This window comes from Streptomyces sp. NPDC094143, assembly GCF_040303825.1.
Taxonomy (GTDB): Bacteria; Actinomycetota; Actinomycetes; order Streptomycetales; family Streptomycetaceae; genus Streptomyces.
This window is the reverse complement of record NZ_JBEOTZ010000009.1, coordinates 58,629-72,913: the sequence shown is the minus strand read 5'-3', so window position 1 is coordinate 72,913 and position 14,285 is coordinate 58,629. Positions and strand designations below refer to the sequence as shown.

Genomic DNA, 14,285 nt, shown 5'->3' with positions numbered 1-14,285 from the left:
CCCCCAGGGCAGCGTCTAGGCTGCGGCCATGCTGAAGGTGGGCCTGACCGGTGGCATCGGCGCCGGCAAGAGTGAGGTGTCACGGCTGCTCGTCGAGTGCGGAGCCGTGCTGATCGACGCGGACCGCATCGCCCGGGAGGTCGTCGCGCCGGGGACGCCGGGGCTCGCCGCGGTCGTGGAGGCCTTCGGCGAGGAGATCCTCGCCGGGGACGGCAACTTGGACCGGCCCCGGCTCGGCTCCATCGTCTTCGCCGACCCGGAGAAGCTCGCCGCCCTCAACTCGATCGTGCACCCGCTGGTGGGCGCCCGCTCCCGCGAGCTGGAGGAGACCGCCGCCGAGGACGCGGTCGTCGTCCACGACGTCCCGCTCCTCACGGAGAACGGGCTGGCACCGCTGTACGACCTGGTGATCGTCGTCGACGCCGCCCCCGAGACCCAGCTGGACCGGCTCGTGCGGCGGCGGGGCATGAGCGAGGAGGACGCCCGCGCGCGGATGGCTGCCCAGGCCTCCCGTGAGCAGCGCCGCGAGATCGCCGACATCGTCATCGACAACGACGTTCCGCTGGAGGAGCTGGAGCGCCGCGTGAAGGACGTGTGGGCCGAGCTCGTGCGCAGGTCCCAGGTGTCACGGCAGTCCCCTCAGGAATAGCGGCACCCCGAGGGGGCGTTGAACCGGGGGAGTGAGGGAAGGACTTCGCCGTGCCCGATACCAGCGGTTCCACCGGACGTACCCCGGAGACGCACGTCATCGACTTCCGTGCCGCCGAGCAGCTGCTCGCCGCGCGGGACCCGCGGGGCGCGGTGAAGCTGCTCGACGAGGTCGTCGCCGCCCACCCGGAGAACACCGCCGCGCGGCTGCTGCGCGCGCGTGCCTTCTTCGCGGCCGCGCAGCTGCGGCCGGCGGAGCTGGAGTTCTCGATCGTGCTGGAGCGCGAGCCGGACAACGCCTTCGCGCACTTCGCGCTCGCCCGCACCTTCGAACGCCAGGGCCGTCCCGACCAGGCCAAGCGCCATTTCCGGCTGGCTGCCGCGCTGGATCCGAACCCGGAGTTTTTGAAGGCGGCGCGCTTCGACTCGTGACGCCGTCGCGTTAGGAGCGGTCGTCCGGCGGCGGGTTCCCCGTCGGCCTGCCGTCCGCCGACCGGTGGCCGGGTGACCGGCGGCCCGGTGACCGGCCGTCCGCAGGCCGGCCGTCCGCAGGCAGGTCGTCTGCCGGGCGGACGTCGACCGGCCGGTAGGGCGGAATGCCGGGGCCCGGCTGGTAGTGAGGGCCCTGGCGGATGTGCCGGAGGACGACGGCGAGGTCGATCGTGACGACCAGCAGCAGCACGCCGCAGGCGACGGCCCAGCCGGGTCGCCCGGCGAGCGTGAACGCGACCGTTCCGACGACCGCCCAGACCAGCCCCCACAGGCTCAGCCAGAAGCGGGCCCGCAGCGCACTGCGCGCCGTCCTCGGTTCACTGCCCGTACGCATCGTCCGTTCACCACTCCTGAGGGCAACGTACTCCTCGTGGCGGGGGTTCACCAAGGGCTGACAGGGGGAGCCGCGATGCTGCCGGACGCCGACGCGTTGCCCGGGATCCTGCTCGACCTGGCGGTGCCGCACGAGGATGTCAACGACCTGGTCGCGCTGCGGGCGGACGCTCACCGCGGACGCCGCGGCCATGCGGTTGCCCGTCCTGGGCTCCTTCACTCGGTCGGGTGAAGGGGGCGGGGAGGGGAACGGGCGTGCGGGGAGCGCCCGTTGGACGGGCATGGAGCTGAAAATGCGTGCGGGGTATCAGGGGACGGGACCCGGGGCCATCACCCCGGACGGCTGCGCGGTGGAGCTGTACGCGCGGTTGCCCGTCGGGGACGAGCCGGACATCATCGCCGCCGCGGTGCCCGAGGGCGCGCGCATCCTGGAGCTGGGCAGCGGGGTCGGGCGCATGACGCACGCGCTGCTGGAGCGCGGGTTCACGGTCGCGGCGGTGGACGAGTCCGCCGAGATGCTGGAGCGCGTGCGCGGCGCGCGGACGATATGCAGCCCCATCGAGGAACTGGACCTGGGCGAGACGTTCGACGTGGTGCTGCTCGCGTCGTTCCTGGTGCACACGGGAGACGCCGAGGTGCGGCGCGGCCTGCTGCGCACCTGTGCGCGCCATGTCGCCGAGGGCGGCTGCGTGCTGATCCAGCGGGAAGGCGAGGACTACCACGCCAACGTGCCGCGCGAGCGCGTGGACCCCAGCGGCTTCACCGTACGGATCGTCTTCTCCGAGCCGGTCGGCGACGGAGTCCACTCGGTGCGCGCGGAGTACGAGTTCCCCGACGCCCACTGGACACAGACGTTCCGGGCCCGGCCGCTGAGCAGGGAGCAGTTCGAGGAGGCCCTGGCGGAGGCGGGCCTGAGGGTGGACCGGTATCTGACGGACGACCGGATATGGGTGAAGGCGGTGGTGTAGGACGGATCGCCGTCACGGACAGGGGAGGCAGATCGGCGGCCGGCCTCCGATGAGTCGCGCAGCGAGGTGCGGTCTACCTCTGCGACACCGACACGGGCCGCCCGTGCGGCACCGACCGCTTCCACAGGAGACCTCCATGTCCGAGACCACCGCTTCCGAGGCCGCCGCTTCCGAGGCCGCCGCCTCCGTCACTCCGGCCGGCGTCGTCGTCGGCGAGTCCGCGACCCCGCGCGGGCGGCGTGCCCGGATCGCGCTGCGCGGCCTCCAGGTGCTGCTCGCCCTCTTCTACGCGATCGCGAGCGCCCTGCCCAAGTTGATCGGGCACGAGTCGGCCGCCGAGTCCTTCGACGAACTCGGCTGGGGCAGCGCGGGGATGTACACGATCGGCGTGCTGGAACTGGCCGGGGCGGTGGCCCTGTTGATCCCGGTGCTGCAGTCGGTGGCGGCGATCGCGCTGAGCCTGTTGATGGTGGGGGCGTTCGTCGTCCAGATAGCCGTCTTCGGCGGGGAGTACGCGGCGACGCCTCTCATCCTGATCCTGCCGCTCGCCCTCATCGCCTGGGCGCGACGGGGGCACAACGCGGATCTCGTGCGGCTGCTGCGGCGGGGCGTGTGACGCCCGGCCCGGCCCGGCTCGGCCTGAGCGGGGCCGAGCCGAGCCGGATCCCGGATCAAGGCCTCGACTTGCCCAACCCGCTGCCGGGGCTGAAGCCACCCCTCGGTCCGGGGCCGAAGCCGACGCCACCGGGCCCGGGCCCGGGCATGCCGCGCAGGCGTTCCAGCTCCCGTCGGTCCCGCTTGGTCGGGCGGCCCGCGCCGCGGTCACGGATGCCGGCGGGGGCGACGGCCTCGCGGGGCGGGGGCGGCGGGGAGTTGTCGATGTAGCACTGCGCGGCCACGGGGGCGCCGACCCGCTTGCGGATCAGCCGCGTGACGACGACGATCCGCTCCCGGCCCTCGTGCCGGAGGCGGACCTCGTCGCCGACGCGCACGGCGTGGGCCGGCTTCACGCGTTCACCGTTGACACGCACGTGACCACCCCGGCAGGCGGTAGCGCCCATGGAGCGCGTCTTCACGAGGCGTACGGACCAGATCCAGCTGTCGACGCGGACGGTCTGGCCGCTCTGCGGACCGGCGGCCTCGGCGGCGGCGATGGCGGCGGCGACCTTCGGATCCAGGGCCGTTGAATCCGGAGCCTTCGAGTCGGGGGCCTTGGGATCCCGGGCCTTCGAGCCCGGGGCCTTCGCTTCGCCGGGACCGGCAGCACCGGCGGTAGCGGTAGCGGCTGCGGGGGCCGGGGCCGGGGCGGGCGCGGCCTCGGTGGACGGTGTGCCCGACGGCGCCGGACGCCGGGATGTGGTGTCCTCCGACCCGGTTTCCGTGGACGGCGTGCCCTTCGACGCCGGGTCCAAGGACGCCGGGTCCAAGGACGCCGGGTCCATGGACGCCGGGTCCTGGGACACCGTGCCTCCGGTTCCGTTCGCCCTGCCGTACTCCGCGCCTCGAGAAGCCATGGATCCGACCTTAGTCCTCCGGTTCGGCCGATTGTGCGCGGATTTCCTCTGCGCAAGGGTGCACGGCCGACTTCCCCAAGGTAGTTTTGCAAAATCTCTTCTGCAGAACCGCTCGGCCCCCTACCCTCCGGTATGGACAGCGACGACCACCGGCGCGTACTGGACCCCGAGCACGACACCGCCGCCCTCAAGGCCCTCACCCACCCCCTGCGGATCCGGCTGCTCGGGCTGCTGCGGCAGGACGGGCCCGCCACGGCCAGTGAGCTCGCCGCGCGGACGGGGGAGTCGTCGGCGTAGACCAGTTACCACCTGCGGGTGCTGGCGAAGTACGCGTTCATCGGTGAGGCCGAGCACCGGGACGGGCGGGAGCGGCGGTGGCGGGCGCTGCACACCGTGACCTCCTGGAGCAACGAGTCGATGGAGTCCTCCGCGGCGGGCCGTGCCTTCGTGGGGCTGGCGCGGCGGCGGCAGGTCGAGCACCTGGAGCGATCCCTCGTCCGGCACGAGGCGGACATGGCCGCCGGGCGGTTCGGTCAGGAGTGGGTGGAGCCGTCCGGGATCAGTGATCTCATGCCCCGGCTGACGGCCGAGTCGCTCACCGAACTCTGGGAGACGATCGCCGGAAAGCTGGAGGAACTGACCGCGCGGGACGCGGACGATCCGCGCGCCGAGCACGTCATGCTCCTCACCGCCGGGCTGCCGCTCGCCGTTCCGCGGCGGGGCGAGGGCGACACGGGCAAGTCGCAGGACACGCCCCACGAGGCCTCCTCGTGACGGACCGGCTGACGGACACCCCTGAGACACCTGAGACGCCTGACACACCGGGCACCTCCGGACCGCCCGAGCCGCCCGAGCCGACCGAGCCGACCGAGCCGCCCGGGATACGGACCGCTCGCCGCCGTTACGTCACCGTCTGCGCGCTCCTCTGGCTGCCGCCGGGGCTGGGGCTGGCCTCGATGGTGCTCCTGTTCACCGAGCGCGGCATGTCCCTCGCCGCCGTCGCGGGGCTCTTCGCCGCTCATTCGCTGACCGTGGCCGTACTCGAACTGCCCACGGGCGGGCTCTCCGACGTGCTCGGGAGACGGCCGGTCCTGGCCCTGGCCGGCGCCCTCAACGTGGTCGCCTTCACCCTGGTCGGCCTCGGCACCACCGCCTGGGTGCTCACCGCCGGCATGGTGCTCATGGGCGCTGCCCGTGCCCTGGCCAGCGGGACCGCGGAGGCCTGGTACGTCGACACCGTCCAGGGGTGTTCCGGCCCCGGCGCCGAGTTGCGTACGGGGCTGGCCCGGGGTGGTTCCGCCACGTCCGCGGCGCTCGCGGCCGGTCTGCTGATCGGCGGTGCCCTGCCCTGGCTGCTGAGCCTGGGACCCGATCCGGGAGCCCGGTTGAGCGAGGCGACCTCCGGGGCGGTGCTGCCGCTGTCCGTCCCGCTGCTGCTGGGGGGCAGCGCTCCGGGTCGTGTTCGTCGGCTACGTACTGACCGCCCTGCGGGAACCGCCGCGGCCCCCGGCCACTGTGCGTTCGGTGCTGCGCGGTGTCCCGGTCACCGTCCTCGGCGGGTTGCGGCTGGGCGGGCGGGACGCACTGGTGCGGCGGGTGCTGCTCACCGCCGCGGCCGTCGGCAGTGCCCTGGCCGCCGTCGAACTGCTCGTCCCGGGCCGTACCGTCGAGCTGACCGGCGGGACCGGCCCGGGGGCGCTGGTCTACGCGGTGCTCGCCTGTGCGGGCTTCGTCTGCTCCGGGGTCGGCAGCCACCTCGCCCCGCTCGCCGCCCGGGTCGCGGGCAGTGGCGAGCGGGCCGTGCTGGGCTGTCTCGCGGCAGGGGCGGCCGGATTGCTGCTGCTCGGCGTCACCGCCTCCAGCGCGCACCCGATGGCCACGGCCCTCGCGGTCGGCGGCTTTGGATTGGTGTATCTGGGCCTGGGCGGGGCGTCCCCGAACGAGAACGACCTGCTGCACCGTCGCGTCCCCAGCGCGGGCCGCGCCACCGCCCTGTCCGTGCAGTCCCTCGCGCAGCAGCTCGTGGGCGCGCTCACCGGCCTGGCCGTCGGAGCCCTCCGGCCAGGACCGCTGCCCTGGCTGCTGACCGGAGCCGCCCTGCTGGCCGGGGCCCTCCTCTGGCTCCGGCGGGTCCAGCCGGCTCGGACCCCGCGCCCGCCACGTCCCTCACCCGCGCCTACCGTGGAGTGATGGACGACAGCGCCCTTTCCCTCCTCGACCGGCGCATCGCCGACTGCCGGGCCTGCCCACGGCTGGTCTCCTGGCGTGAGGAGGTGGCCCGTACCAAGCGCGCGGCGTACGCGGACTGGACGTACTGGGGCCGGCCGGTGCCCGGTTTCGGGCCGGCGGACGCACGGCTGCTGATCGTGGGACTGGCCCCCGCCGCCCACGGCGGCAACCGCACCGGCCGGATGTTCACCGGCGACCGCTCCGGGGACGTCCTCTACCAGGCGCTCCACGACGTCGGGCTCGCCTCGCGGCCCACCGCCGTGCACGTCGGCGACGGACTGGAGCTGTACGGCGTACGCGTCACCTCGCCCGTGCACTGCGCCCCGCCCGCGAACAAGCCCACGCCCGGGGAGCGGGACACCTGCCGGCCCTGGCTCGTGCAGGAACTCCGGCTGCTGCGCCCGACGCTGCGGGCCGTCGTCGTGCTCGGCGGCTTCGGCTGGCAGGCCGCGCTGCCCGCGTTCGCCGAGGCGGGCTGGAGCGTGCCCCGGCCCCGGCCCGCCTTCGCCCACGGGGCCCGGTACCTGCTCGACGACCTGCAGCTCTTCGGCTGCTTCCACGTCAGCCAGCGCAACACCTTCACGGGCCGGCTCACCCCCGCGATGCTGCGTGACGTGCTGCGCACGGCGGCACGGGCGGCGGGGCTCAGCACCGCGGACACGGACTAAGGGCCCTCGTCCCCGAACAGGTGCCGCACGGTGGAGCGGTAGTTGGTCCGCACGTGCGTCAGCGCGTGCGCGGGCCCGGTCGGGGTCGCCCGAGGCGATGGCCTCGTACAGCTCGCGGTGCTCCACGAGGAGCTGGGGCCACTCCTCGTTGCGGCGGGTCATCCAGCGCAGCCGGCCGGCGACCGGTTCCAGGGCCTCGGTCAGCAGGCTGTTGCCGGCCATCGCCACGATGCGGTCGTGCAGCCGGCTGTTGACATCGGTGATCGCCTCGGCGTCCCCGGCCTCGGTGGCGGTGGCCGCCCGGTCGAGGAGTTCCCGGACCTCGGCCAAGTCCTCGGGGGTCGCGCGCAAGGCGGCGAGTCCGGCGGCGTGGACCTCCAGGGCCTGCCGGTCGTCGACGGGGTCGCCGTGGCGGTGAAGCTGGCGGAGTCGCTGGTGGCGCTGGGGCTGACGACCAGCCGGGCCGGCGGCTACGCCGCGCCGCTGCCGAAGCGGAGGGTGTGGGGGAGGCCGGACGGCGGGGTCTCATGACGGGCCGTCGAGTGGGACGTCGTCGCGATGGGCCGCGTAGAGATCCGCCTGGCGGGCCATGACCTCCCGCATCGAGGTGCCGCGCGGGACGCCGTACACGGTTCCGGGGAAGTCCAGCGCCTCCTGGATCTGCCACAGCTCGTCGTGCTCGCCGGGCGCGAAGAGCCGCGCCCGGGGTGCTCCCGCCGCGATCCAGCCGATGGGCAGGACGGTGCCGGGCGGAAGGACCGAGTTGACGTGCAGCACGCTGTGGATGCGCAGCTCGGCACCGGCCCCCGCGACCGCCCCGGGGAAGACACAGGCGCCGGTGGCGACGAAGACCTCGTCCTGAAGCGTCCCTCCGTTGACGTGCGCGTGCGGCCCGACCAGCACGGCGTCACCGAGCACCGCGGGGTGCCGGGCCCGTCCCCGCACCAGCGCGTTCTCCATGACGACGACGTCCGAGCCCACCCGCACCTCCCCGTCCTCGGCGGTGAGCACGGCCCCGTGCAGCACCCGGCTGCGCTCACCGAGGACGACGGCCCCGCACAGCACGGCCGTCGGGGCGACGTAGGCGGACTCGGGGACGACGGGACGCTGCCCGCGATGCTCGATCAACATGGCTGTCCTCCAACGTGGCGGTCCTCCGACGTGGCGGTCCTCCGACGTGGCGGCCCCGGCGGGATGGTCCCCGCCTAGTCGGGTACGACGGCTGTCGCCGTGATCTCCACCAGCTGTCCCGAGTACCCGAGGCACGCCACGCCGATCAGCGTCGAGGAGTGCGGGCCGGCACTGAGCCCCGAGGCCTCGACGACGGCCCAGACGGCGGACAGCACGGCCGGCTCGCCGCTCACCACGTACACGTCGGTCGCCACGACATGCTCCAGATCGCTTCCGACGGCGTGCAGCTGCTCGCGCAGATTGGCGACCACCTGCTCGGCCTGCCGGACGGGATCCCCGGGACCGGCCAGTTCCCCCTGGGCGTCCAGGGGCACGGACCCGGCGAGGAAGGCCAGCCGCGTGCCGGCCTCGACGACGGAGACATGGGAGTAGGCGGGCGGCGGGAAGAGACTCGGGACGGTGACACGGCGGATCACGTGAGGGCTCCGATCTGCGCACGACGACGCTGCGGACGGCAACCGGACAACCTGCCGATCATGCGCGGCGCGGCCGCCCGCCCGCACCCCCATTTCGGTTCACCGCGCCCCCGCCGGAGCGGACGACACCGTCACGTGACCCGCGTGAACTGGACGCGGGTCGGCTGCACCACGTCCGGGCGTACGGGGACGCCGTCGACGGTGAGTCGTTCGCCGTGGATGTCGGTAAGCCTGAGGGGGCCGCCGCAGCCGGTGCCGTCCGGGGAGAGGAAGTAGTTGTACTCGGTGCGCTTCAGCCGCTGCCAGCCGCCGCCCTTGCGGACCTCCAGACGGGCCAGGGGGTTGCGGTGCCCGAGGGCCTGGATGCCGCACCAGTGGCGGCTGGAGCCGGTCTTGTAGCGGACCGAGATCGTGTCGGACGTGGTGGGGCTCAGCAGGCTCCAGCTGATCGGTATCCGGCCCGCGGACAGGCCGGCGAGTTTCGCGAACGCCTCCTTGCCGAGGTCCAGCTGCCCGGGGGCGCAGGGCAGCGGGCACTCGTTGGTGACCCGGACCGTGACGGACGCGCCGCTCGCCGCGCGGACCCGGAGGTACGCCCCGCACGCAGCGGACGTCTCGTAGTCGGTGTGGTTCATCGCAGCGACCATCAGGTCGGGGCTCGGACCGTACGAGCAGGCACCGTCACCGTCCGCGGCGTCGTAGTGCGTGGCGATGCCCTGGTAAGTGACCCCGGGTCTCACGCGGCCCGCGAGCGGCGCCGTGCCGGACGCCGGCCGCGCCGAAGTCCGGGGCGTGGGGGTGGGCGAGGGGCGCGCCGGCGTGGCGGTCGGCGTGCGGGCCCGGGTGGGGGACGCCCCGGAGGGCTCCGGCTTCGCCTTCGGGGCCGGCGTCGCCTTCCCGGCCGTGGGGGTGGCGCGCGGGCCGCCGTGCTCGCCGGGGCCGGCCGTCGTGCGCACGGTGTCCGGCGCGCCGCCGGGGCGGAGCGCGAACACGAGGGAGAGGAGGAGTCCGACGGCTGCCACGACGACAGCGGAGATTAGTGCCGTGCGCCGCTGGCGCGGGGGACGGGGACGGCGGTGGGATGCGGATGCCACGGATGAGTCCTTCGAGTCCTTGCGTGGTTCGGGAGAACGCGCGCTTCCGACTCGTCAGTGGCCGCCGGGCCCGTGAAGGTTGCCGCGGGGCGGCCGCCGACGGCGTGCCTCGATTGAGTACGTCGATCGCGTACGTCGGTCGAGTACGTCGATTGCGTACATAAAGAACGCGGCTGTCGAAGCCCTCCGTCACGTTCCGGAAACCTTTACTCAAGGAACCCCGCCTACCGTGGAGACCACACCACGCCCCGGCCACCGTCGCCCGAAGGCCCACCCCTGCCTCCGGCCAGACGACAGGAGCCCCGTGCCCCGCCGCCCCGTCCCGCACCTTCCGCCCTGGCTCGCGCACGCCCTGCGCGCTCAGCGGGGCCCGGTTCCCTGGAGCGCGGTCACGCGGGGGCTCCTGTCGGCCGGGCCGCTGCTCCTGGTGGCCGTCGCGGCCGGGCACACCTCCCTCGGCGTCGTCGCGGCCATCGCCGCCATGCTCGCCGGGATCAACGACCGGCCCGGGAGCCGGCGCGCCTCGGTCAAGCGGCTCGGGGTGCCCGCGCTCGGCGGCGCCCTGGGACTGGTCGTGGGCACGTACGCCGGGCAGGAGACCGGCGCGGCCGTGCTCTCCGCCCTGTTCGCCGTCGTCGGCCTGGTCGGCGGGGGGATCAGCGCGGTGGGGCCCGTCGCGTCCGCCACCGGCACGCAACTGCTCGTCGGCACCGCGGTCGGGGCCGGCATGCCGCTGCCCGAGCCGGGCTGGGAACGCGCGCTGGCCTTCCTCGCCGGCGCCGGCTGGCTGCTCCTCCTCCGGCTGGCGCTGCCCACCCCCGGATCACTCGCCGGGGACTTCCGGTTCGACGGGGAGCGGGAAGCGGTGGCCGGGGTGTACGACGCCGTCGCCGAACTCCTCGACGCCGCCGGCGGACCGGACGCCATCCGCCGCCGGGCCGCGCTCACCGCCGCCCTCGACCACGCCCAGGACGCCCTGGCCGGACCCCGGCTGCGGCGCTACGCCTCCTCCTCCGCCGAGCGGCGGCTGCACGCGCAGTACGCCGCCGCCCTGCCCCTCGCCGAGGCCGCCACCGCGCTGGCCTGGGCGGAGGAGACCGTGTCCGGGCGGGCCTCGGAAGGCCCCAGGCGACTCGCCGCCGCCGTACGCGGCAACACCCACACCGGCCCCCTGCCCGCCCCCTCCCGCTCGGCGCCCGCGCTGCGCGCCCTCGACGACGCCCTGCTGCACGCCGCCGAGGTGTTCGACCAGGGCCGGGGCGGGGACCTGCACACCCGGCCCCGTAGCGCGGGGGACCGGTTGCGCGCCGCCTTCGGAGGCGCCGGACGCGAGTACGGGCTGCGCGTCGCCCTCTGCTTCGGGGCCGCCGCGGCCGTCGCGCAGGCCCTGCACCAGAGCCGGTGGTACGGGCAGCACGAGCACTGGTACTGGCTGCCCGCCACCGCCGTCTTCCTCGTCAAGCCCGACCTGGGACCGCTGGCCTCACGCGTGCTGAACCGGGCCGCCGGCACCGTACTCGGCGCGCTCCTCTTCGCCGGGTTCGCCGCGGTCCTGCCCCGGCCCGGGGGACTGATCGCGCTCGTCGCCCTCAGCGGTGCGCTGATCCCCGTCGCCACCCGGCACTTCGCCGCCCAGACGGCCGTCGTCACGGTGCTCGTCCTGGCCCTCGTCATGGTCGGCGGCGAACCGCAGGCCTCCGCGGGCCGGATCGGCGAGACACTGCTGGCCTGCGCCATCGTGCTGATCGTCGGCCACCTGCCGATGCCCGGGCAGCGCGGTGGGGGAGTACGCGCCCGGCTCGCGGCGGCGAGCGAGGCCGCGTACGCCTACCTCGACCACGTCCTCGACGAGGCCGACGCCCCGCGCATCGGCAGCGCCGGCGTCCCCTCCGGCCACCGCGTCACCCGCTGGACCCTGCGCCGTGAGGCGTACCGCACCCTCGCGGAGGCCCGCACGGCCGTCTCCCTGGCCGCCCACGAACTGCCCGCCCTCGCCCGGCACACCGAGGGCGCGGACGAGGTGGCCGGTCTCCTCGAACAACTCGTCGACACGACGACCGCCTGCGCGGTGCACCTCGACGACACGGGCCGGATCGGGCCCCGCCACCGGGAACGGCTGGCCGCCGTCCTCACCGAGCTCGCCGCACCGGCGCAGCGGTTGGGGCTGCGCCCGCCCCGAACGTCCCTCGCGGGGTGATGCCTGGGTGCTGTCGTGGGAGATGCCGTGGGTGCTGTCGTGCTCGCCCCGCTGCGGCCTCACCCGTCGATCCGCACCCACACCGGTGCGTGATCCGAGCCGGGCGCGCCCCGCCGCTCCCCGGGGTCGGGGCCGACCGAGGGCAGAGCCGGTGGCCCCTCACCGGGCAGACCCGTGCCCGCCGCCGACGCCCGGCGCACCAGGCGGTGGCTCAGCAGCACGTGGTCGATCAGCTCCGGGCGCCCGGAGCTGACGCGGGACCAGCGCTGCTTGGCCGGGATGAGCGGGGCCACGTCCCACAGGCGGGCCGCGTCGCCCCGGTCCGGCCTGTCGTGGCCCGGCGTGCCGATCTCCGAGCCGGGCGGGCCGAGAAGGATCTGCGTGGTCGCGGCCTGCACCTCGTCGTTCAGGTCGCCCAGTACCGCCACGTCCCTGCCCCGCCCGTCACCGTCGAGCAACTCGTCCGCCAGGGCGCGCAGGGCGGTCGCCTCCGCCGCCCGCCGGTACAGCGCGTAGGCGCCGTAGCGGGCGCGTTCGCCCTCGTCACGGGGGTGGAACCGGCCGTCGGGATACGACAGCAGCTTCGACTTCAGGTGGCAGACGGCCACCCGCAGGGGCTCGTCCCCGACCTCCACCGCGAGCACGCCGCGCCCCGCCGCGGCCACCGTCGCCCCGGAGTCGTCCGCCTGGACGGGCCGCAGCCGCGCCGGGAACCCGGCGGTGTCGGCCAGCACCGTCGGCTCCGCACGGCTGAGGAACCCGACCCGTATGCCCCGGCCGTCCGCGTGCTCGGACAGGGTCACGTGCCAGTCGTCGCCGAGCATCCCGGCCAGGTCCTTCAGGGCCTCGGGATCCCCGACCTCCTGCACGCCGAGCAGGACCGGGTCCAGTTGGGTGACCACGGCGGCGAGAGCGGCGAGCTTCGTCTCGTACGCGGCCTCGTCCCGCGGGCCGTACGGGCCGCCGGGCCGGTAGAGGTTCTCCAGGTTCCAGGTGCCGAGGAGCATGCCGGGCTCCTTTCCGAAGCCGACAGGCGGGGTGGTGAGGCCAGGGTGCTCGCCCGGCCCGTCCCGCGACAGAGCCGCGGCAGGATGTGCGGTTCGGCTCATACCGCCCTACGACCTCGTCGTACGTTGGCGTGATGACGCCTTCTGCCGCGGACAGTCCCGCCGAGCTCATCATCAGCGCGTGTACGGTCCTCGTGCACGACGATCAAGAGCGGATCGGGTTCCGGGAGGACGCCGCGATCGTCGTACGGGACGGGATCGTCGAGGCGGTCACCGGCACCGGGGCGGTCGCCGCCCTGCCCGCCGCCGAGCGCGTCGACGCCCGCGGCCAGGTGGCTCTGCCGGGCTTGATCAACTGTCACACGCACGCGCCGATGGTGGCGCTGCGCGGCCTCGCCGAGGACCTGCCCACCGAGGAGTGGTTCAACGGCGTCGTCTGGCCGGTGGAGTCCAACCTCACCGACAGGGACGTCGAGTTGGGGGCGCGGCTCGCCTGCGCCGAGATGATCCGCGCCGGCGTCACCTGCTTCGCCGACCACTACTTCGCGATGGACGCGGTGGCGGACGTGGTCGCCGAGTGCGGCATGCGGGCGCTGCTGGGCCAGGCCTTCTTCTCCTCCCAGGGGCCCGAAGGCCGCGAGCGCTCCCTGGACTTCGCGCTGCGCCGGCGCGGTTCGGCCGGCGGGCGCGTCACCACCGCCCTCGCGCCCCACGCCCCTTACACGGTCGACGACACCGACCTCGCCGCCACGGCGGACCTCGCGCGCGAGCACGGTCTGCCGGTGCATCTGCACGCCGCCGAGAACCGGGACCAGACGGAGACCAGTCTCGCCCGCCACGGCGTCACCCCGATCGAGGTGCTGCACCGCACCGGCGTCCTCGACACGGACCTGCTCCTCGCCCACGGCACCGGCATCACCGACCGCGACCTGCCCCTGCTGGAGCGGGCGGCGGGACGTACGGCCGTCGCAAGCGCCCCCCGCGGGTACCTCAAGTTCGCCTGGCCCGGCACCACACCCGTCCGCGCCCTGCGCGCCATCGGCGTCGACGTGGGACTCGCCACCGACGGCGCCGCCTCCAACAACTCCCTCGACGTGTGGGAGTCCATGGCCCTCACCTCGCTGGTCCAGAAGTCGGCCGAGGGCGACCCGCGCTGGCTGACCTCCCGCCAGGCCCTGCACCACGCCACCCTGCAGAGCGCCCGGGCCGTGGGGCTGGGGGACGGGGTGGGCAGCATCGCGCCCGGCCGCCGGGCCGACATCATCCTGGTCGACCTCACCGGTCCGCACACCCGGCCGGTCCACGACCTCGCCGCCACCCTCGTGCACAGCGCCCGCTCCGCGGACGTGCGCACCACCATCGTCGACGGGCGGATCCTGATGCGCGACCGCGAGCTGCTGAGCATCGACGTGCCGTCGGTCGTACAGGAACTGGAGGAGCGGCTGCCCGCGCTCGTCGACCGCAGCCACGGCCGGCGCATCCAGGAGTACGACACCTGAGCCCGAGGGGCGACGGGGAGCCTTGCGGG

At 74.6% G+C, this 14,285-nt stretch carries 14 protein-coding genes and 4 pseudogenes; 11 read left to right on the top strand and 7 right to left on the bottom strand.

Going from position 1 to position 14,285, the window contains the following annotated elements; genetic code table 11:
• The first annotated feature begins 28 nt into the window (after positions 1 to 28).
• Complete coding sequence (gene coaE / locus ABTZ58_RS14415; RefSeq protein ID WP_351355229.1) at positions 29 to 649, top strand: dephospho-CoA kinase; 621 nt, start codon at positions 29 to 31, stop codon at positions 647 to 649.
• A gap of 50 nt (positions 650 to 699) precedes the next feature.
• Complete coding sequence (locus tag ABTZ58_RS14410) at positions 700 to 1,080, top strand: tetratricopeptide repeat protein (RefSeq protein WP_351355226.1); 381 nt, start codon at positions 700 to 702, stop codon at positions 1,078 to 1,080.
• A 133-nt stretch (positions 1,081 to 1,213) separates the two neighbouring features.
• Here ABTZ58_RS14410 and ABTZ58_RS14405 read toward each other — a convergent pair.
• A pseudogene (locus tag ABTZ58_RS14405) lies at positions 1,214 to 1,474 on the bottom strand (DUF6343 family protein); the annotation flags it as partial.
• 75 nt (positions 1,475 to 1,549) lie between these two features.
• Between ABTZ58_RS14405 and ABTZ58_RS14400 the strand changes: the two are divergent.
• The 3 genes from ABTZ58_RS14400 (at position 1,550) to ABTZ58_RS14390 (ending at position 3,057) form a co-directional block, all read left to right on the top strand.
• Positions 1,550 to 1,705, top strand: a complete 156-nt coding sequence (locus ABTZ58_RS14400; protein ID WP_502996070.1) for a hypothetical protein — start codon at positions 1,550 to 1,552, stop codon at positions 1,703 to 1,705.
• Between the two features lie 61 nt (positions 1,706 to 1,766).
• Positions 1,767 to 2,441: a class I SAM-dependent methyltransferase gene (locus tag ABTZ58_RS14395; RefSeq protein WP_351355629.1), complete on the top strand. Its 675-nt coding sequence runs from the start codon at positions 1,767 to 1,769 to the stop codon at positions 2,439 to 2,441.
• 136 nt (positions 2,442 to 2,577) lie between these two features.
• Positions 2,578 to 3,057, top strand: coding sequence for a DoxX family protein (locus ABTZ58_RS14390; RefSeq protein WP_351355220.1), 480 nt, complete (start codon positions 2,578 to 2,580; stop codon positions 3,055 to 3,057).
• A gap of 55 nt (positions 3,058 to 3,112) precedes the next feature.
• On the opposite strand, the gene ABTZ58_RS14385 is transcribed toward ABTZ58_RS14390, so the two are convergent.
• Positions 3,113 to 3,619: an RNA-binding S4 domain-containing protein gene (locus tag ABTZ58_RS14385; RefSeq protein ID WP_351355626.1), complete on the bottom strand. Its 507-nt coding sequence runs from the start codon at positions 3,617 to 3,619 to the stop codon at positions 3,113 to 3,115.
• A gap of 468 nt (positions 3,620 to 4,087) precedes the next feature.
• Here ABTZ58_RS14385 and ABTZ58_RS14380 point away from each other — a divergent pair.
• The 3 genes and pseudogenes from ABTZ58_RS14380 to ABTZ58_RS14370 all read left to right on the top strand — a co-directional run bounded on the left by ABTZ58_RS14380 (position 4,088) and on the right by ABTZ58_RS14370 (position 6,852).
• A pseudogene (locus tag ABTZ58_RS14380) lies at positions 4,088 to 4,729 on the top strand (ArsR/SmtB family transcription factor).
• A 684-nt stretch (positions 4,730 to 5,413) separates the two neighbouring features.
• A complete protein-coding gene (locus ABTZ58_RS14375; protein ID WP_351355217.1) occupies positions 5,414 to 6,145 on the top strand; it encodes a hypothetical protein in 732 nt (243 codons plus the stop codon).
• Positions 6,145 to 6,852 carry a uracil-DNA glycosylase gene (locus tag ABTZ58_RS14370; protein WP_351355214.1) on the top strand — a complete coding sequence of 236 codons (708 nt, stop codon included), beginning with the start codon at positions 6,145 to 6,147 and terminating at the stop codon, positions 6,850 to 6,852. Before ABTZ58_RS14375 ends, ABTZ58_RS14370 begins: the two co-directional genes overlap by 1 nt.
• Here the strand turns inward: ABTZ58_RS14370 and ABTZ58_RS14365 are convergent.
• Positions 6,849 to 7,242: pseudogene (locus tag ABTZ58_RS14365) on the bottom strand (GntR family transcriptional regulator); the annotation flags it as partial. The gene ABTZ58_RS14370 and the pseudogene ABTZ58_RS14365 overlap by 4 nt on opposite strands.
• On the opposite strand from ABTZ58_RS14365, the pseudogene ABTZ58_RS14360 reads away from it, so the two are divergent.
• A pseudogene (locus ABTZ58_RS14360) lies at positions 7,234 to 7,383 on the top strand (aspartate/glutamate racemase family protein); the annotation flags it as partial. The pseudogenes ABTZ58_RS14365 and ABTZ58_RS14360 overlap by 9 nt on opposite strands.
• Here ABTZ58_RS14360 and ABTZ58_RS14355 read toward each other — a convergent pair.
• From ABTZ58_RS14355 to ABTZ58_RS14345, 3 genes are all read right to left on the bottom strand, one after another.
• Entirely contained in the window at positions 7,378 to 7,983 is a 606-nt protein-coding gene (locus tag ABTZ58_RS14355) for a gamma carbonic anhydrase family protein (protein ID WP_351355211.1), read from the bottom strand. The pseudogene ABTZ58_RS14360 and the gene ABTZ58_RS14355 overlap by 6 nt on opposite strands.
• 74 nt (positions 7,984 to 8,057) lie before the next feature.
• Positions 8,058 to 8,459 (bottom strand): RidA family protein, encoded by a 402-nt coding sequence (locus ABTZ58_RS14350; RefSeq protein ID WP_351355209.1) that lies wholly within the window; start codon positions 8,457 to 8,459, stop codon positions 8,058 to 8,060.
• 131 nt (positions 8,460 to 8,590) lie between these two features.
• Entirely contained in the window at positions 8,591 to 9,553 is a 963-nt protein-coding gene (locus ABTZ58_RS14345) for an expansin EXLX1 family cellulose-binding protein (protein ID WP_351355207.1), read from the bottom strand.
• A 304-nt stretch (positions 9,554 to 9,857) separates the two neighbouring features.
• Between ABTZ58_RS14345 and ABTZ58_RS14340 the strand changes: the two genes are divergently transcribed.
• Positions 9,858 to 11,750: an FUSC family protein gene (locus ABTZ58_RS14340; protein ID WP_351355204.1), complete on the top strand. Its 1,893-nt coding sequence runs from the start codon at positions 9,858 to 9,860 to the stop codon at positions 11,748 to 11,750.
• A gap of 59 nt (positions 11,751 to 11,809) precedes the next feature.
• Here ABTZ58_RS14340 and ABTZ58_RS14335 read toward each other — a convergent pair whose 3' ends face one another.
• Complete coding sequence (locus ABTZ58_RS14335) at positions 11,810 to 12,757, bottom strand: endonuclease/exonuclease/phosphatase family protein (protein WP_351355201.1); 948 nt, start codon at positions 12,755 to 12,757, stop codon at positions 11,810 to 11,812.
• Between the two features lie 134 nt (positions 12,758 to 12,891).
• Here ABTZ58_RS14335 and ABTZ58_RS14330 point away from each other — a divergent pair, with 134 nt between their 5' ends.
• The gene (locus ABTZ58_RS14330; RefSeq protein ID WP_351355198.1) at positions 12,892 to 14,256 is read left to right on the top strand and encodes an amidohydrolase; all 1,365 of its coding nucleotides are present in this window, start codon (positions 12,892 to 12,894) and stop codon (positions 14,254 to 14,256) included.
• Positions 14,257 to 14,285 lie beyond the last annotated feature (29 nt).